Origin of the sequence: Proteiniphilum saccharofermentans (assembly GCF_900095135.1) — a bacterium.
In the GTDB taxonomy this organism is placed as follows: domain Bacteria; phylum Bacteroidota; class Bacteroidia; order Bacteroidales; family Dysgonomonadaceae; genus Proteiniphilum; species Proteiniphilum saccharofermentans.
On record NZ_LT605205.1, the window covers coordinates 3,287,220 to 3,306,628 of the forward strand.

Below are 19,409 nucleotides of genomic sequence, written 5' to 3' on the forward strand. Positions count from 1 at the left end.
TATATATGGTAGGTAATAAATATACCTATTGTCTGTCTTATCTGTTATTCGAAAAGGAATAAGGGAAATCCTCACGCTGAATTCCTCTCTCCTTATTGGGCTGGGAACTCATCCTGAATGTGATCTTACCCCCGTTCATCAGGTCGCCATGGGTAAGGAAATTCTTTGTATATCGTTTGCCGTTCAGTTCCATCTCTTCGATATAGCGATTCCCCCTTGCATTATCCGTTGATTGGATCTGCAGAGTTTTGCCATTCTCCAGGTCAATCTCTACCGATTTAAATAGTGGTGAACCGAGGATATACTCATCACTGCCGGGACAAACAGGATAGAATCCCAATGCGGAAAAGACGTACCAGGCGGAGGTCTGACCATTGTCCTCATCGCCGCAGTAACCGTCGGGGGCAGCAGAATAGAGCTTATCCATGATTCCCCTTACCCAGTATTGGGCCTTCCACGGTTCACCGGCGTAATTATAGAGATAAACCATATGCTGGATGGGTTGGTTGCCATGTGCGTATTGTCCCATATCCATCACCTGCATCTCACGCATCTCATGGATCATGGAGCGGCTTTGCATTCCTTCCAGTCCCGGAATGACAAAGACGGAATCGAGCATATTGACGAACTCACTGCGTCCTCCCATCAGGTCGATCAATCCCTGTGGGTCGTGGAAGACCGACCATGAGTAGTGCCAGCTGTTCCCTTCAGTAAAATCACGGCTCCAGTCGGTCGGGTTGAACGAGTCGGAGAATGAGCCGTCGTCCGCACGTCCCGCCATCAGTTTATGTTTGGGATTGTAAAGATTCTTGTAGTTCATCGCCCGTTCACCGTAGATAGCAATTTCCGGCTCCGGCTTACCTAAAGCTTTTCCCAGGCGGTAGATAGTCCAGTCGTTATAGGCGTACTCCAGCGTACGGGCCACATTCTGGCTGATCTTCACATTATTGGGGATATACCCGTACTTGTTGTACTCTGCGTAACCGGTACGGCCCGACGCAGGCACTGTGGGATGCACGTTGTTGGCGCCGTGCTTGAGCGCTTCCCAGAGCGTTTCAATTTCGTATCCCCTCAATCCCTTTATATATGCATCGGCTACCACCGAGGCGGAGTTATTACCCACCATGATATTACGATGGCCCGGGCTGGCCCACTCGGGAAGAAAACCACTCTCCCTATAGGCATTCACCAATCCTTCCTGCATCTTCACATTTTCGGAGGGATAGACAAGATTAAGGAAAGGAAAAAGACTCCTGAAAGTATCCCAGAAACCGGTATCGGTGAACATATAGCCCGGAAGCACTTCCCCGTTGTAAGGGCTGTAGTGGTAAATGTTGCCGTCGGCGTCGATCTCGGAGAGATTTCTCGGGAAAAGCAGTGTACGATAAAGGTTGGAATAGAATGTTCTCAGGTTATCGATATTGTCATCCTCTACCCTGATCCGTCCCAGCACCTCATTCCAACGGGCTTCTCCCTTTTCCCTGATAGCTTCGAACGAGTCGTCTCCCAATTCCCTCAGGTTGAGCAGTGCCTGCTCCTCACTGATAAAGGAGGAGGCTACCCTGGCATGTACCTGCTCTCTTCTGGAGGTCTTAAAGCCGATCACCGCACCGGCATGGTTTCCGGTAAATTCCTTCTCATTTTCGTCAATCTCGCCATCTTTTACAGCAGCAACATAAGTAAAAGGTTTATCAAAAATAATCACAAAGTAGTTCCTGAAATTATCAGGGACTCCACCGCTGTTGCGGGTAGTATAACCCACGATCTTTTGCTCTTCAGGGATGATGCGGATAGAGGAGCCTTTGTCGAAAGCATCGGTAATGATATAGGCGCTATCGTTCTCCGGAAAGGTAAAACGGAACATGGCAGCGCGTTCCGTAGGAGTGATCTCGGTGGTTATATCGTAATCGGCCAGGTAAACCCGGTAATAGTGGGGTTTGGCTATCTCCGCCTTATGGGAGAACCAGCTCGCCCGCTCTTCCTCATCAAAAACCGGCTTTCCGGTAAGAGGCATCAGCGAAAACTGGCCGTAATCGTTCATCCAGGGACTGGGCTGATGGGTCTGCTTGAACCCCCTGATCTTATCGGAATGGTAGGTGTACATCCATCCGCTACCCATCTTACCGGTCTGGGGTGACCAGAAATTCATCCCCCAGGGCAGGGCAATTGCAGGATAGGTATTCCCAGTAGAGAGCTCATACTTGGAATCGGTTCCCACCAACGTACTCACATAATCAACCGGATTACAGAGTTGCGCACTCACCATAAGAATCATCCCCAGGAAAAAAACGAGACTCAATAACAGGATCTTCTTCATATAATTATTTTTTATTTTTTTTTATCGAATTTCAAGATTTTGGATTTCAAAATTTTAATTTAATCATCACATTATCATATCCACTACTGGACACTTAGATCCAGTTGATTTTTAATTGTTTATAATCGAGCTCTTTGACATTTTTGTAATCGCAATTCGTAAGTATCTCTCTTATAGGAGTTTTGTCCAGTAGGGAGATACTGAGTATTTGCAGAATTTCGTAGATTGGACGCTCAACTTTCAATTCGTAACCAATCAAGGCTACCAGACAGTAAGCGATGATAGCACAATATAACTGGATTTTAACGGCGTTGATGGTCGTTCCCCAGAAGTTTTTTACTTTCAGGTGTTGTTTTATCCATTTGAAGAACAGCTCAACCATCCAGCGTTTTTTATACAGTAGCGCTATCTCGACGGCCGTCAAGTCCATGTTATTGGTTATAAAAACGAAGTCCCTGCCCAGTTCCACGTCGTGATACTTGATTCTGCGCAGTTTGCCGGGATAGTCCTTTTGCTGGTAGAATCCCTCCAGTTTCCCGATCTGGTCGCATTGCACGCCCGTCGACTTGTCAACTTCCCGGGAATACATCCTGCGGAACTTGAAGTTCTTCTTGGCCCGCGTGACAAACCAGGCTTCGGATTCATTCACCCGGTACAACCTGTCAAAGTCCACGTATCCGCGGTCGAAGATATAAAAGCTCCCGGATTCATAATGAAGATAATCCATCGCGTTCATATCATTGACCTTTGCGCTGGTGATCAACACGAAAGTCGGAATGGAAGTCTTCAGGTCATACAATGTATGCAACTTGATGCCTCCCTTGTGCTTGCGGAACTCCGCCCACCAGAAGACACTCAGGCACAGGTCGATGGTGGAGGAGTCAAAGGCATAGACGTTCCCGTCCACCTTGACTTCGAAGTCCTCCCTGTAATGACTTTGACGGGCCTTGTCCATCATCACATAGGCAAAATCCTCAAAGATTTTATAGCTACGGTTACGATTGGCTTTACCCAGATTTGTCCGGGTTACGCTTGCCCCCAGTCCCAAATGGTAATATTTGGATTGATGGGCTTCCAGGCTCAGCATCAAGTCCCGCATACTGTCACGGGCTGTCAATTGTCCAAAGATCATGCATAGCATCTGGTTCCAGCAGGTGAAACTTCGGACTTTCTTGTTTCCATCGTGTCTGGATACGATATTGTCAAATACCCTGCGTGGTAGAAAATCTGTAAGCTGCGCGAAAATATATTTGCCTTGATTCATGATTTTTACTTTTGGGCAAAGTAAAATATAATCATCGCATTTCAAATCGTCACACAACTAAAATTTCTCAAAACTGCGATCTACAAAAGATTTCAAAGAACTATTTTTTTATTTAAGTGCCCACTAATGTATCATATCAATAAATCAATTATCACCATTCCAACTGCACAGCGATACCGTCGGGATTGTTTTCAAACTTCAGAAAAGCGGTTCCGCTCTCATTATCCCAGGAAAATTCATGATCGACAGGTTCGCCGGCGCTATTCATCACCTTGTAGGTTGCAGCTTCTTCCGGCAAGAAAATACGCATCACATTCGTAGTGTGGATCGGACTTTTCGCGATAAAGCTGTAGCTATTATCTTCTCTCTTCTCGTCGCTCACACGTGCAGCAGTTGCAAGTACACGGGGTTGTTCCTTGTCATCTATCGCATCGATATCATACAATAATGCCTGTTGATCCGGATTAACCACTTTTTTCTTCAGTACCGGAATTTCAGGATCAAAAAGATCGATAAAGCTACCCTCTGCAATAAAAGGTAAGGTTCCGACCGATTCATCCAATACGGAAACCATCAGGTAAGGTCCTCTTTTCAGGCTGAAATAATTTTTCAAAAGGAGAGGTTCGCCTGACACCTCGCTATAGGCTTTCTTCAATAAGTCCACGAACAGGGTATCACCATTTTCGTCCAGGACAAACTCTTTGGGATCGTTCCGCAGGATATGGACCTTTCCGCTCCCAACAGTATATTCACCTGCTGCATACGGCTTCGGCAACCCCAATTCTTCAAAAAGGTGTGCCGAAGCGGTAGCATAATTATTTCCACCGCTGTTCCACCACTCCGTCACCTGCTGAAAGGGATCGTCGTCTCTCCCGCAGTAAAGCAATACACCTCCCTCTCTCACCCATTCGGCCAGTAAGCGGTGTGACTGCCATTCCATAGGTTTCATGCCGGAGTAGGAAGCGATCAGGATTTTAATATCTTTCAAAGTTTCAGGATAGGCCAGATTCTCCATATGCACGGTCTGTACCGGCACTCCCCTTTTCAATAGCGGAAGCGTCTGCCCGTAGAAGTTAGCCAGTTGGGGGTCTTCATACCCGTCATGTTCGGGAAAACGCTGAAACATCAATGAGTTCGACATAAGTACCCCTATACCGTGCGATCCGTCCACCCGATTCTCACTCCGCGGCATCAGGTTCAATGTATTGACCATCACCTGCATCTGGGTAGAGTAGTGTCGCGGTATTCTCTCTTTTTTGTCGCTATCCCGACTGGTACGGTATAGTCCCTCGTAAATCCGTTCCGGCCAGGGCATTACCTCATATTTATCGATATGCGGATAAAGCAACTTAGCCGTAAAGGTAGCTTCATAATTTTTCTTGTAATCCACCCAATCGCGTGGCCAGTCCTCAATCGGATCTGTAAGGAAGAACATCTCCCTGCCCGTAGGGGCAGTCATCGATTCCATAGAGCCGTATTCAAGAAATGCCGTTTCAAAAACCCGTTCTTTCATTTTGCCATTGAAATAGTTCGGCTCACGGGAAGTGCCGGTCCATACCTGGGCGATATAACCGTCGACCGAGGGAAGCGAGGCCAGGCTCGCTTCCGGACTGACAATCATCCATTGGGCGTAATTGACCAGGGAGTGGGTGGGGACATAGCATTTCACATCCATCCCCTTGCTCTTCCCGTATTCCTTGGCAAAAGAAAAGACCTCGTCGAGAGCATTATAATAGAGATGATATTTCAGTTTATTGGATAAATAGGTGTTTTCCGGCGACAGATGCTGCGGCCTCCAGTCGAAACCGTAATATTTTTTCCATTCGCGCTTGAAAGCTTCGCTGTATCCCGCCCTCGCCCAAAATTCGGGTTCTTCCATGAAGATGACATCAATACCGGCATCGATCACTCTCTTCACATGCATCTCCTTGAGATAGCGCAGGAAATTCTCCGACGGGACAATATAAGGCACCAGATGGCCATGCCAGATGGTATCGCCGTTCTGCTGCACCTGTCCTTCGTCGAGATGCATCTTGCCATCCCATTTCCCGGTAAAATAATCCTGGTATTCACCCCATGCTATCCCGGTCATAAAATGGGTTATATAACCTCTGTCACGCCAGGATTGTACCCGGTCTTCAAAAGGTATTCTTCTTGATTTATCGGAAGGATTTCCTCCTACTCCATACACCATCACGGCATCTGATCTCACATCAATAGTGGGCCTCCACTCCCGGGATGTCTGGAGTGTGGTTTTCACTTTCTTCTCCTGTTGGGCGCTCAATGGTATCAAAAGACACAATCCGATAAACAGGGTGATCATTGATCTCTTCATAGGTTATATTTTATTAAAAAGAAGTTTAAAGTCTTTCCTTCGATCAGAAAGACTTTAAACTTCAAATATAGTATATTTTACGGTACCAACACCTCCAATGGTGCATTATAATTCCACCGGCGGGTACCGCTACCTTTGGGCGTATCGTAGTTTATCCGGGCTGCGGCACGGATAAAGACAACCCGCCCGGATGGGATCGTTCCGTTGGATTCTATAGTAACTGTTTCTCCCAGCAGGTTGTTAAAAGAGGTGCCGGAATATTCGATGGAACTCGACCACCGCTCGTCGCGGGCACGGTATCCCACTGTGGGAGAATAGCTCACGAAAAGCTGAATATCCGTCACATTCAGGAAGCTGTTACTATAACCGCCCATCGGTTCAATTTTCTCACGGAATTCACTTTCCGATACTCCACGGGTCACTTTCACCTTTGCCCGTATTTTACCATTAATTACCTGAGGTTCATCCACCCACTCCACTTTCAGGAATGGTTGCACTTCAAACTTAACCTCGGTCACACCCTCAATATCCACATCCTGCGTTTCGTCGGCAAGAGGAACACCGCGGTCGTCTTCCCTCAACAGGGGAATGAACGGGCCGTCAATCCGGACATTGTAGTGTCCTTTGAACAGTTTTGTGTTCCGGAAAGTACCGTCGGGCATGCAGAAAAAATCGGGATTATGCGTCACATTATCTCCCCAGCTAAGTTCTGTGAGACGTACTCTGATCCCTTCGCTCCCCTGGTCGGTCAGTACCGGCTCTCCGGTAGCTGCATCCACCACTACTCCCTGTAACGTCTCTTTGGGAGCTTCATAGTTATCCAGCTCAAACATACTGCAGGAAGATACAGAGAGCAGGGCAACCAATATTATAAAATATGCGATCTTCTTCATTTGATTAATTTTATTAGAGTAAAGCGTAAAGATTTGGGATGTTTGATTTGGGATATGGGAATTAAAAATGAATCACCACATCGTTACATACATCATCACATCACCGAATCATTACATTGTGAAATATTATCTGTTGGGTTGCTGATCGATAACCGGACTCTTGGTCACTTCTCCGCCTGGAATACCAAAGTAGTAATCTATAATATTATACTCAAAGGTTTTCAGGCTGACCCACTGGAAGCGGGCATCGAAGAAATATTTTCCACTCCCGGTAGAGAAGAAAGGATAGAGACCGCGGAAGCGATAACGGGTATTGCTGCTGAAGGAATCTTTATTTCTCACTTCACCCCAGAAGCCATCCCGGTTTTCGTAATGCTGTACTCTCCAGCGACGCAGGTCCCACTTTGTCTTATGTTCCAGCGCCAACTCCTTACGTCTCTCTTTTCGCACGATATTACGCCCGCTCACATCGGGAGTGACGGAACCGGTAAGCAAAGTTGCACCTGCCCTTTCCCGGATATCATTCACAGCATCAGTGGCTACCTGCATCAGATCTGCACCGTCGGGAGAGGGTTCACCGAACAGAGCAAGTTCAACGGCAGCCTCTGCGGCATTCAATAATACATCGGCATAACGCATCAGTACAAAATGTTGATCCGATTTTCCTTCACCTGCTTCGAAAGAGGGATCGGGATTCAGCCATTTCCTTCCATAGAGGCCGGTCAGGCATCCTTCCCCATTGTCATAGAAAGGGCCGTTCGCGCCGGCTGCTGTCATCTGTGTGCCGTTATATTCAACCAATTCCTGACTATTGCCCTCTCTCGGACTAAGATAAAGGGTTTTGGGATTCGTTCTGTAAGCATCCAGATGCTGATATCTGGTTTCAGCTGTCTGATAAGAATAATCATTAAAGAGCGGACTAACAGGTTCGTTTCCGGTATAGATACCGGCACGTATTTCGATATCTCTTCCTTTGAATCGATCGCCCGGAAAAATCACATAGGCTCGCAGCCGCGGTTCAGCTTCGGCAAAGAAGTCGAGAGGAGAGTCATACATAAGGTATTCGCCCTGGGTGTTGGAATTGCCGGTAGTTACTTTCACCGTACCGTCAGGATACCTGTCAAATCCTTCGAACAGTTCCAGAAAATCGAGCGTCGGACAGGTGCCGGAAGCGAGTGGTGCTTTAAAGATAAAGGGGGCACTATAAGCATCATATCCGTGAGTCATAGTGGGATAGGAATATTGTTTCACATAAATGTTCTCAGGACTTTCGGGATCACTGAACATATCCACCATATTCTGATATTGTGCTTCGGAATTATTGGCAGCCCATCTTTTCTTGTAAAGAGCATAGTTTCCGCTTTCGATCACTTCCCGGGCAGCGAGGTAGGCTTCCTTGAAATATCTTCTGGAAGCTGCTTCCCATGCGTTTTCAGCAAAACCGATTACACGCACTCCGGTCTTTTCACCGAAGCCGGTAAGACGGCCGGATACCGTTTCATTGTATTTAGCCACACTTCCGGCATATAACATTGCTTCCGATTTAAAAGCCAGTGCAACATATTTGTTGGCGTAACCTTTTTTGGGACTTGCCGGCTGTAACAGTTCAACCGCCCGGTCGAAATCGGCAAGCACCTGGTCCCAGGTCTCCTCCTCACTTGCACGGGGCACCTCCAGGGCATCCTGTTCTGCAGGATACTGAATGACCTTTGTAACCAGCGGCACGCCGCCAAAACGCCTTGCCATGGCATTGAATACAAATGCCCTTACAAAATAAGCTTCACCCAAATAGTGGTTATACATGTTTTCAGGGAAAGAACCTTCATAGAGAGGCAGATTCTCAATCAGGTAGTTTGCATCCCTCAAAAGAGTAAAAGCTTTACCCCAGTAAGGAGTTCTCTCACCTCTAAAAGCAGTACTGATACCGTCACGATTCAGTGCTTCACCCGTACCTTCGATACCCAATGCACCAAGCCAGGCGTTGAATTCCACACCCCATTCTGCCATGTATTTGAAATCTTCAAACGGCATATTACTATACATACGTGCCAGATAGATATTCATACCCGACTCGCTGGTCAGCAGATCTTCATCACTGATAATATTCTTCGGCGGGATATCGAGATCCGCACATGAGGTAATGAAGAGAAGCAGTACCAATATTAATTGATATATTTTGTTCATACGATTATTTTATTTTTCTTGTACATAACTATTGGAAGACTTTTAGAATTTAAGAGAAAGTCCCACGGTAAATGTCTTATTCAATGGGTAGAGTCTTCCCAGTTCATCATCCGGATGTTCCGGATCCACAAATTTCACTCCGGTAAATGTCAGCAGGTTATATGCGTTGGCAAATAGTCTCAGGTCCATTGACGAGAAAGATCTCAGTTTAGGTAATGTATACCCTATTTCAATACTTTTAAGACGGAGATAGGCGGTACTTACACGGTTAAAGCCAGAGTTTGCACGGGGATAGTTCCCGGTAAATCCATAGTAACCGCTGATCCATTCAATGGACGGATCCCAGGGATCAGCCAACGGATCGACGGGACGCCACCTGTCAAGGTATTGCGTCAGTGTACCTCCGCCGTTACTTCCCCATATTCCGTAGAGCGCTTCCTTATATTCCATGGAACCAAGCGCCGATCCTTGCAGGAGAAGGCTAAGATCCACATTCTTATAGGTCGCGTCGAACGTGAAACTGTAGTTGAACCACGGAGTCTGGTCAAAGGCAATAGGGTGTTGGTCCTGATCGTTGATCTCTCCATCGCCGTTCCAGTCGAGGTATTTATAATCGCCTGGCAAAGTACCCCGCTCTTTATAGATAGGGTAACTCCATATATCCTCCCAACTCAGGTATCGTCCGTCCGTAGCAAAACCGAACTGCATCCCCTGGTAACGATTGGTAAGGTTATCATTACGCCATCTGTCGTATGAATTTCCCCAAGGTCCTTTCTCAGAAGCGGTCAGATATTTCTGGCGGGTGATTGTCCCCATTGCTTTCATCCTGTAATAGAGATTACCAACCCTGTTTCTGTGAGACAATTCCAGATCCATTCCGAAATGGCGGTCGCTGTCGAGATTTTCCCGTGGGGCCTCCGCTCCCACCACTGTAGGCAGGTCACCCACACGGCGGGCAAAACGTCCATGCCTTTCCCTGTTAAAGAAGTCGAATGAAAAGCCGAAGAGTCCGTTCCAGCCGTCAAAATCGATCCCTGCGTTGAACGTATGCGCGGTAAACCAGGTAATCATCCTGTTGGGCAACGCCAGGGTCGAAACCCCGTATACAAATTCATCTCCAAAAATATAACCGGGAGCATACTGGTTGTAATACCCATTCTCGGCATTTCCGGATGTGGCCGGATAGGTGTAACCGGTTGCCCAGTCGTACCTCAACTCACCGTCATCACCCAGCACCCCGTAACTTGCCCGCAGCTTCAACTGGTCTACAAATGATGCTTGTTCCCACTCTTTGAAGAACGACTCCTCAGAGATACGCCATCCGACGGATGCCGAAGGGAAGAATCCCCATTGATAACCTTCGGCAAATTTTGAAGAGCCGTCATAACGAAATTGTGCCTCAGCGATATACCGGTCTCCGTAGGTATAATTAAGCCTACCGATCAGTGCCGAATTGGCCAGTTCATAGATATCGTCTTGTCCGGATCTCATTCCTCCGATCTGGTTCTCGTCCACACCGGCGAAAAGGTATTCCATCCTGAATGCGAGATCGCGCTGGGCATAGAAATTATCACCGACACGTTTCTGTGTTTCCCACCCTAACAAACCGCTTACAGAGTGTCTGTCGTCGAACGTACGGTTATAGTTCAGGATAAACTGACCCAGGAGTTGGCTCTTACTATACATCTCCCTTCTGATCTGGTTGGGAGAGCTCCTGTTATACAGTTTCGCATCATAGGAGCCGGTTACCGTATTATAAGCATACTGATAATACTCTCTTCTATTGATATTATTATCATCCATCCGGTAGTCATAGCTGACCAGTGCTTTTGCCGACAAGCCTTGCAGGCTGCCGGAAATCTTACTGAAGTCATAGTTCAGGGCAGCAGAGGACTGAAAGTACTTCTGGGCATATTTCCGGTAACCCGACACATCGGAGTAAATCATCGCCACCGTATTCTCTTCAAGATCAAGACCTTCATGATTGAGCATCGTATTTTCGGGATCCGCATAGGCCGGGAAGAGTACTCCCTGACGCCAGTAATTCCGGATAATATCGACCGAACTGGCATAGGGGGTATTGCGTTGATCGGCAATACCACTCAGATTAAGATCGAAAGTAAGGCCGTCGATGATCTCAGTTGTGATATTCGACCGGAGGTTGATCTTATTATAGTTGAGATCGCCCGACTTGAAAAATCCTTCCTGATAAAGATGCCCCAATCCGATATAATACTGGGTTTTCTCAGTCCCACCGGTAATACTCAGATCCGACTGGGTTTGCGGAGAATAGTTGGAGAAGAGCAGTGAAGTCCAGTCAGTGGTACGGCGCGTACCATTGCGAAACGCTTCAAAATTTGCTTCCGTATAAATGATATTTCCCCCGCTGATATTATTCATAGCCCGTTCGTTATAGATCGTCATCGTCTCATAGGGATCGGCCAGCACCGGCATACCCGATGGCCGCTGGAAAGTATAGGAGGTATTGAGTTCTATACTGGTCTTTCCTTCTCTGGAACCTTTCTTGGTTGTCACCAGCACTACCCCATTGGCCGCACGTACTCCGTAAATGGCAGCCGACGCATCTTTCAACACTGATATGTCTTCGATATCGTTGGGATTAAGCCGCTGAAATTCTCCGGTACTCCGGGGTATCCCGTCAATCACTACCAACGGGCTACCCAGTCCCCGGATATCAAAATTATTGTTGAATGTACCGGGTTCTGCACTTTTTTGCCATACCCTTACACCGGGTATACGCCCGGTAAGCATATTCTGAGGGTTCTCATTCTTGGTCTGTATCATTTCGGAACCTTTCACTCCTGATACCGCACCTGTCAGCGTAACTTTTCTCTGTGTGGCATAACCTACTACAACCACCTCATCGAGGCTCTGCTGTTCATATTCCAGAATCATATCGATCACGGAACGACCGTTCACCGGTTCTTCCTTTGTAATGAATCCCAGGAACATAAATTCCAGAACCCCGTCTTCCGGGGCATTGATCGAATAACGCCCGTCGATATCGGTAACAGTTCCCACAGTACTGTTCTTTACCATTACCGTTGCCCCGGGCAGTGGTTCATTATCGGTATCCCTGACCACTCCTGTTACATTGATATTCTGCGCCAATGATGTGGCCGGAACCAGAAGAAGCACCAGCAATGCCAGTTGCAGAAAGGCACTCACTCCGGTAAAAAATCTTTTTATCATACCCTTAAAATTTTTATTGGTTTTATTTTGTCAGCTCATACCGTGACAACACTGCATACTCAGCCGCAAAAGCAAAATTGAACATCCCTTCCGTATTGTTGTTATTGTTGGTCCGGCTCCATCCGACCAGCAGGTTGGTGGGTAGAAACCCGTTATAGAGGAACTGGTCGTAACCATAATCCAGATTCTTCTGAAAAGAGTCGATATAAGTAGCAGCTTTCGAATAGGAGGGGTAAAAATCCACATATCCTCTCATCAGTACTCCGTTAAACCAATTTCTGAAGCCACTGATATCATAGGTATAATATCCTTGCACATTCATGTCTTTCCTGGCGAAATAGGTGAAACTCGCATCCGATAGCCCCGACCCGTCGGCCAGATACTTTCCATTGCCCGTCGCCCTGTAAAGATCGGCAGCACCCGACAACATGGTACCGCTGTTATAGGTGATTGCAGGTCCTACCCTGTCGCGGCAGGTGATCCCCTTGCGGTATGTAACTCCGTCGATTGTTTCCAATTCAGGATTTCCCGGGGTACATCCACCCATCATATCGTCATACACACCATCGGCCCGGAGCAGGTACTGCTTTTGCCAGTCATATATCTTTTCGGCAAACATGAGATAGTATTCGCTTTTCTTCATCTGTTGCGTCTTCCTTGTTCTCCTGTCTTCCGGATCGATATAGCGATGGGGCACCTCATCATCTTTTCCTTTATAGAGTTCATGGAGCCAGACTAAAGGACTCACCAACGGTCCATTGCTACAAGAGTGTTTGGTGACATATCCCGGCCCCCATGGGATACCTCCGGTCTCGTTTCCATCCGCATCAAAAGTACAGTCCCAACCATCGAGTACATATTCAGTAAGGTATTCTGCTTTTTCAAGATATTGCACTTCGCCCGTCAGTTTATAAGATTCCAGCAATTCCCGTATCAACCACATCTGGTCATCATACACATTTTCAATCCCATCTACCCGGGCCCCTCCTTTGGATGCTCCCCGGTTGACACCGTAGACCGTCCATTCCTTCGTCTGGGTATATGAGGTTAGCGTGAATGTTCCCAGATAGTAATCAGCATTGTCATAAAGGTTACTGAGTTGCTCCGAGTAGCGGTCGAAGTGCTCATTGTAGCGCGAATCGTTTCCCTGCTCTTTTTCTGCCTGAAGTGCGTGAAGGATCGCATTGACTGCTTCTATAGCGCTGGTATACATCCATATACTCCCCACCTCATCTGAACGGGTATCGGTATAAGGGTTGTAATACCGGGCCATAGTCATCGCACTTCCCGTAAAATGAGCGGCAATCGCGTTATCGGCGAGTTCCATGGCTCGCGTCAGATTCCTTTCCGCAAGACTCTCCTCCTGCGAAGGAGGAGGTTCCTGGTTACCATTTTCCGGCGTAGTCTCTCCGCAAGCACAGGTCATGAGCAGGAAAAGAGTGCCTATTACAATAATCACATTTTTTTTCATACTATTTATTTTATTTTCTATATTAATAAGATTAAATTGGATTAACGACACTTATTTTATTCCGTTTGACACCTCATTACATCGTCAAACCATCACTACTTTCCGATAAATCGGGACAAGTTGTCCCGATTTATCAGGATCATCACATCATCAATCAATTTTTTTATTTCAGTTCGATATTATGCAGTACCAGTTTATTTTCATCCCTGTTGGTTTCTCCCTTATAGATACCAAGTGCCAGGGTAACATTGGAACCATTGAACTGTGAGAGGTCGTAATTAAACAGAGCATATCCTTCGGGATTATCTTTACCACCATCCCCGTGTTTGAATCTCCAGCATCCGTTTTCCGCGGCTTCCGCCTCGTCTGCTGTATTGGATACCGGTGCAAGATGAGTTACCGTACCGTCATCCTCAATCGCGGTTAATTTAAAATAGGTATAGTTGCTCCCGAAATTGCGGGTACTAAGAGTCAGTCGGTTGTCTCCGGAGGCTATGGGAAATTTCGCGTAGAGGTATGCTTCCGGTACAGTGGTATTCACCTCAGCATCACCACGTGTTTTGATCAGATATCCTTCTGACGGGAACACTTCCGGATCTTTTTTCAGAGGCATAAACATCCACTCCGCTGCTACATGAGCTACCCCTCTCCATGCACGGTACGCAGTAACATATTCGTCACGGTTTCCGCCAACAGGACTGATTCCGGTAAACTTCTTCTTGGTATGCGGCATGGTAGAAAGTACAGTTTCACGACTGAGTTTCCATCCGTCAATGACTTCGGTTCCGGGCAACCAACCCCATCCCTCTACTTTTCTATCGGCAAAGCGGATAGCACGAAGTACAAGCTGTTTCCAGTAGTCACCGGTGGTTTGCCGGTAGATCCCGATGGCGATGATCACTTCCTTTCCGACATAAGCGCTCAGGTCGAAATCGAAATCGGTATAGTCTCCCGAACCATACGTACGGGTTTCACCCACTTTTTCAGCTTTGGGCTGTTCAGCAGAAAGATCCACTACCTGCACGCCAAAGTAGGCAGGAGCCGATTCATCTGCATTATGGGTACGCAGTCTTAATGAAAGAATTCTGTTCTCATTGGTGATCAACTTGCTACCGAACACGAAAGAGTCGAATACATCCAGATCAGCAGGGTTTTTCTGTTCATCTCCGTTGTTACGGATCTGGAGCGTGGTACCTTCATTCTGTTCCTGCCATGCACCCCTGAAATCGAGCGTACTCATATAGTTACATGCCCAGTCCCAGTGCGGATAATCATCGGCATTCCTACCTCCCCGGTATTCATTATAGTACCATTTCTCCGCTTTTTGCAAATCTGCGGCAGTCAGGCCCCGGAGTAACTCTTCTCCCCCCATCTGCACATTCACTGTTACCACCTCGTCCACAAAATCGGAACTTGACACCTGCTGTACGACCGTTACATAATTATCCTTGGTAAATGTTACGGTATAATCATCCTCAACCAGGTTACGTATCTCATAGGTTCCGTCTTCACCTGTTGTTACAGTCCCTGCGACACCAATAGTGACCTTCACTCCTGAAAGCGGTCCACCGTCATTCTTGGCATCTGTAACCTTCCCGATAATTCTGGCAGAAGCCTTGATCATCTCCATATCGGCATTCGCCATACCACTCTCATCAAATTTATCGGCAGTAACCGTAAGGCTAACCGTAAGCCATCCATCTTTAGAGAAAGTGAGAGCATGCGTTTTGTAGGTTACATTTTCAAAAATGTACCTACCATCATCCCCACTCGTTGTGGACATATCCTCTTCTTTGATACCCGAAAGAGTGATCTGTATTCCGGGAATAGGGTCACCATTGGCGTCTGTAACAATACCGGCAATTTTACCGAGTCGATTATCTACAGTTCCTTCATCTTTTTCACAGGAAACCTGGCATAATAGCATTAATCCGATTAATGCAACATAGAATAAGTTTTTCATCTGATTTATAAATTTATTTACATTTCTCTGTTTTTCACATAATACATTCAGCCTCACTGACATTTTTCACATATTTAAAAATATGCACCTCGTCGTTGGCTTCAAATATAGAGGCGGCGTGGTTAATCAGCGGGTTAAATAAGGGTTACATTTTTTAAATTAACAGTAATCCATCAAACTATTAACTATTCTTCTATCTGTTTTATCATCCGTACGAAAGTGATCCGTTTGTATTATGTGAGTGGTTATATTATCTTTGTAGAAAGAGTTTTTTATAACGGTATTCTTAAATATCGGGGATTATGATATGACTCAGGAATAGGAATTCATCGTATGTATGTAGTCACTAAGAAACTATTATATATTTTTTTTATATTTTACTCATTGAATTTACAGGGAATTTTTGCGGAAGGACTCCGTTTTTTCGGTAACGGTTATCCGATAGACAAAAGAACCTCCTATAATGTTTTCAGTGAGCATCCTGTCACATTTTCAGATAATTACGAAATCAGCTTTGATCTTTCTTTATACTTAACATCCGACATAGGCAATATTGTCCGGATTAAAGACAGTGACAATCGTATATTCAATCTGTTTTACGACGGGCATGAGAAAGATCATCTTTTCCTGTTGAATGAAGAAGGGCGAAGCAATCTGATCAGCGTCGCTCTGGATAAGTCGGTCTATCCTCCACGTGAATGGGTTTCCATACATATCGGATTCGATCTTAAACGTAATATAATTACTCTTACTGTTGCAGATCAGATCTATCAGTCGGATAATATCTCTCTTCCTGATAAGTTCGCTCCGACTATTGTATTCGGAAGAAGCGACCATATCATAGATGTACCTCCTTTTGCCATTAAGGATCTCTCTGTCGGTAATAACAGAAAGTTCAGATTTCTCCTCGATGAATATCAGGGTAATATAGTGCATGATATCCGGGGAAAGAAAATGGGAAGTGTTGCCAATCCCGATTGGCTGATCAACGACTCCTATCACTGGAAATTAGAATCCCAATTCAGTTCTTCTACTGTTTCAGGTACAAATTATCATGACGGACGAAAAGAGCTCTATTATTTTAATCGTGATTCAATCCTGATATTCAATTTAAGAACAAGGAGTTCCGAGACGATCATATTCAGTGAACCTTGTCCCGTTGACCTCAGATTAGGTACAAATTTCATTGACCAGGAGAACGACCGGTTATACTGTTACGAGGTATATCACGACAGCACCTATCAAGGCCCGACCGTTGCAAGCCTGGATCTGCACACTTTCAAATGGCGGATCGAGAGCTACGATAGGCTACCCACTCAGCTTCATCACCATGCTTCATGGTTCGATGCATCGTCACGACAATACATGATATTCGGCGGCTTCGGCAATATGCGCTTCAGCGACCAGTTTTACCGATATAGTCTCGATGCACAGGAATGGAATTCCTTCCCTATAGATAATCAAGGGGGTATCACTCCCAGATACTTTACATCATTGGGACATCATGAAGAAAGTCACCGACTTTATCTTTTCGGGGGTACGGGAAACTTGTCGGGAGACCAGTTACTGGGGAGGGAGTATTTTTATGATCTTTACAGGTTGAATTTACAAACCAATGTGCTCAAAAAAGTATGGGAAATTCCATGGAATCAGGAAAATGCAGTACCGGTGAGGGGAATGGTTATCAATGACAAGTCGTTTTTCTATACATTGTGTTACCCGGAACACTTCACCGAGTCGTTCCTGAAACTTTATCGATTCTCCCTGCAGGATGGAGACTATACCATATTGGGTGACTCCATCCCGATCTACTCAGACAAAATCAATACCAATGCCAATCTCTACTATGACGAGGATCTGAACACCCTTTATGCTGTTGTTCATGAATTTGAAGATGATATTAAATCCGATTTGCATATCTATTCTCTGGCTTTTCCTCCAATTACGGAAAAGGAGCTTGCCAACCATCCGCCAACAGGAAAGAAAAGTGACACATGGATTATTTACCTGATAATAGTGGCGATCTTAACCGGCACGGGAATTGTTTTATACCGGTCGGGCAGGGGTAAAAGAAAAGATGTCCAGATATTTGATATCAGCAACACTTTTAATAAACTCAATCACAAAAACAAAGTACAACCTAAGGCCAATTCTATTTATCTGTTCGGTGAATTTACAGTGTGTAACCGCGATAGTCGCAATATCACCTATATGTTCAGCAAAAAGCTGAAAGAAACATTCTGTTTGCTATTACAATACAGCCAGGAAAAGGAAGGTATCACCTCACAGCATCTGAGCAGGTTGTTATGGCCTGAAAAACCACTTCAGGAAGTAAAAAATATAAGGAATGTAACTTTAAACCGTCTCCGCAAGATATTGGAAGAGCTGGATGGGATAGAACTTCTTTATGAGAAAGGTATGTTCACTATCATGCTAAAAAGTCCGATTTACTGTGATTATACAAGGTGTATGGAGATTCTTTCCTCAAATCAGTGGGAAGCTGAATACAAAGAGCTGATCGAGATTGTAATCCGCGGCAAATTTCTGGAAAATGAAGATAAACCGTTTTACGATTCGTTGAAGGAGAAGACGGAGAAACGGATTGAACCGCTCATCATCCGTGCTATGGAGGAGAGTTATGATAAGGAGCAGTGGCAGACGACCATTGATCTTGCACAAGCCGCTTTTCATATCGACCCTATGAATGAAACAGCGCTCAATTGTATGATCAAGGCGATGCAGAAACTGGGGATGCATGAAGGCGCCAAGATCAAGTATCTTTCTTTCCTGATAGAATACAAAAAAATAATGGGAAAGGAGTATCCCAATCCAAAAAAGCTATAAAATTATCCTATGTGTGCGTAAGATAGTTTATTCGGCTCCCTATTCCACCTATTACATCCTTGTCTGGCGCGAATAATTAACTGATTAATAATTATTTATACAGGATCCCATATATTTATATTTCTTAAGATGAACTATCAGGATGACGGGGCTACTGCTGTTTCCGGCCTGCGTTGAAAGGCATTGCATTATTATTCTACTTTCATAGTAATTTCTTTATTATTCAATATCATTACTGTCCACTTAAAATAAGTTGAGTGACAGTTGATTATCATTTCGTTCTTTGATATTATTGATATCTATATCAGCAAATAGCTCATTTACAGGAATTTTATCCAACAGAGAGATTCCTGAAATTTGCAAAATCTCGGAAGTTGTCTGGTTGATTTGTAAATCGTGTCCCACAATTGCCACCAAGCAATAAGCGATGATTGCACTGTATATCTGGATTCTTACAGCATTTTGGGAAGTTCTCCAAAAAGATTTGATTTTGAGATGCTGTTTAATCCATTTGAAGAAGAATTCTATCTGCCAACGGTTTATAAAGCATTGCAATCTGTTCGGCCGTGAGTTCAAAGTTATTTGTCAGGAATATGAGTGCCGTGTTCTTGTCGCTGTCGGCAAATGTATTCAACGAATGGTGGAACAATGGAAACAAACCCGAATTAAAAATACAGGACAGCCCTGTTTCCAATACGAACACGATAGACAACCAACCGACAAAAGACCTCTTTGAGTTTATCACGCAGGAGCATTCGCACAGTTCAGATTTGGGATTGTCCAGCCTGTTGCCCCAAGCACAGGGCGAGGACTACGAGGAAGAACAGTTTGCCAACCGAATGAAGAAGAAAAAGAAGAAAGGCAGGAGGTTGTGAAATATCTCTTTTGTGCTAATGAGCCTGTCAGAAATGTTAATTGAGCCTTA

The 19,409-nt window shown here is 45.4% G+C and carries 11 protein-coding genes; 2 read left to right on the plus strand and 9 right to left on the minus strand.

Translation table 11 applies throughout. From position 1 onward, the window contains the following. Positions 1–37 precede the first annotated feature (37 nt). The 8 genes from PSM36_RS12820 to PSM36_RS12855 all read right to left on the minus strand — a co-directional run bounded on the left by PSM36_RS12820 (position 38) and on the right by PSM36_RS12855 (position 15,640). Positions 38–2,317 carry a GH92 family glycosyl hydrolase gene (locus PSM36_RS12820; RefSeq protein WP_076931268.1) on the minus strand — a complete coding sequence of 760 codons (2,280 nt, stop codon included), beginning with the start codon at positions 2,315–2,317 and terminating at the stop codon, positions 38–40. A 94-nt stretch (positions 2,318–2,411) separates the two neighbouring features. Next, a complete protein-coding gene (locus PSM36_RS12825) occupies positions 2,412–3,581 on the minus strand; it encodes an IS4 family transposase (RefSeq protein ID WP_076931271.1) in 1,170 nt (389 codons plus the stop codon). A gap of 151 nt (positions 3,582–3,732) precedes the next feature. After that, positions 3,733–5,916, minus strand: a complete 2,184-nt coding sequence (locus PSM36_RS12830) for a hypothetical protein (protein WP_076931272.1) — start codon at positions 5,914–5,916, stop codon at positions 3,733–3,735. 77 nt (positions 5,917–5,993) lie between these two features. Then, entirely contained in the window at positions 5,994–6,809 is an 816-nt protein-coding gene (locus PSM36_RS12835) for a DUF3823 domain-containing protein (protein WP_076931273.1), read from the minus strand. A gap of 126 nt (positions 6,810–6,935) precedes the next feature. Next, complete coding sequence (locus tag PSM36_RS12840) at positions 6,936–8,993, minus strand: RagB/SusD family nutrient uptake outer membrane protein (protein ID WP_076931274.1); 2,058 nt, start codon at positions 8,991–8,993, stop codon at positions 6,936–6,938. Positions 8,994–9,035: 42 nt separating this feature from the next. Beyond that, positions 9,036–12,206 (minus strand): SusC/RagA family TonB-linked outer membrane protein, encoded by a 3,171-nt coding sequence (locus PSM36_RS12845; protein WP_076931275.1) that lies wholly within the window; start codon positions 12,204–12,206, stop codon positions 9,036–9,038. A gap of 22 nt (positions 12,207–12,228) precedes the next feature. After that, on the minus strand, positions 12,229–13,677 hold the full coding sequence (locus PSM36_RS12850; RefSeq protein ID WP_083711053.1) for a glycoside hydrolase family 76 protein: 1,449 nt from the start codon (positions 13,675–13,677) through the stop codon (positions 12,229–12,231). Between the two features lie 163 nt (positions 13,678–13,840). Next, a complete protein-coding gene (locus tag PSM36_RS12855) occupies positions 13,841–15,640 on the minus strand; it encodes an MSCRAMM family protein (RefSeq protein ID WP_076932252.1) in 1,800 nt (599 codons plus the stop codon). Between the two features lie 333 nt (positions 15,641–15,973). On the opposite strand from PSM36_RS12855, the gene PSM36_RS12860 reads away from it, so the two are divergent. Next, positions 15,974–18,484 (plus strand): Kelch repeat-containing protein, encoded by a 2,511-nt coding sequence (locus PSM36_RS12860; protein ID WP_076931276.1) that lies wholly within the window; start codon positions 15,974–15,976, stop codon positions 18,482–18,484. A gap of 243 nt (positions 18,485–18,727) precedes the next feature. On the opposite strand, the gene PSM36_RS12865 is transcribed toward PSM36_RS12860, so the two are convergent. Beyond that, the gene (locus tag PSM36_RS12865; protein WP_076931277.1) at positions 18,728–19,060 is read right to left on the minus strand and encodes a transposase; all 333 of its coding nucleotides are present in this window, start codon (positions 19,058–19,060) and stop codon (positions 18,728–18,730) included. Between PSM36_RS12865 and PSM36_RS12870 the strand changes: the two genes are divergently transcribed. Continuing rightward, the gene (locus PSM36_RS12870) at positions 19,051–19,359 is read left to right on the plus strand and encodes a hypothetical protein (RefSeq protein ID WP_197684900.1); all 309 of its coding nucleotides are present in this window, start codon (positions 19,051–19,053) and stop codon (positions 19,357–19,359) included. The genes PSM36_RS12865 and PSM36_RS12870 overlap by 10 nt on opposite strands. Positions 19,360–19,409: the final 50 nt, after the last annotated feature.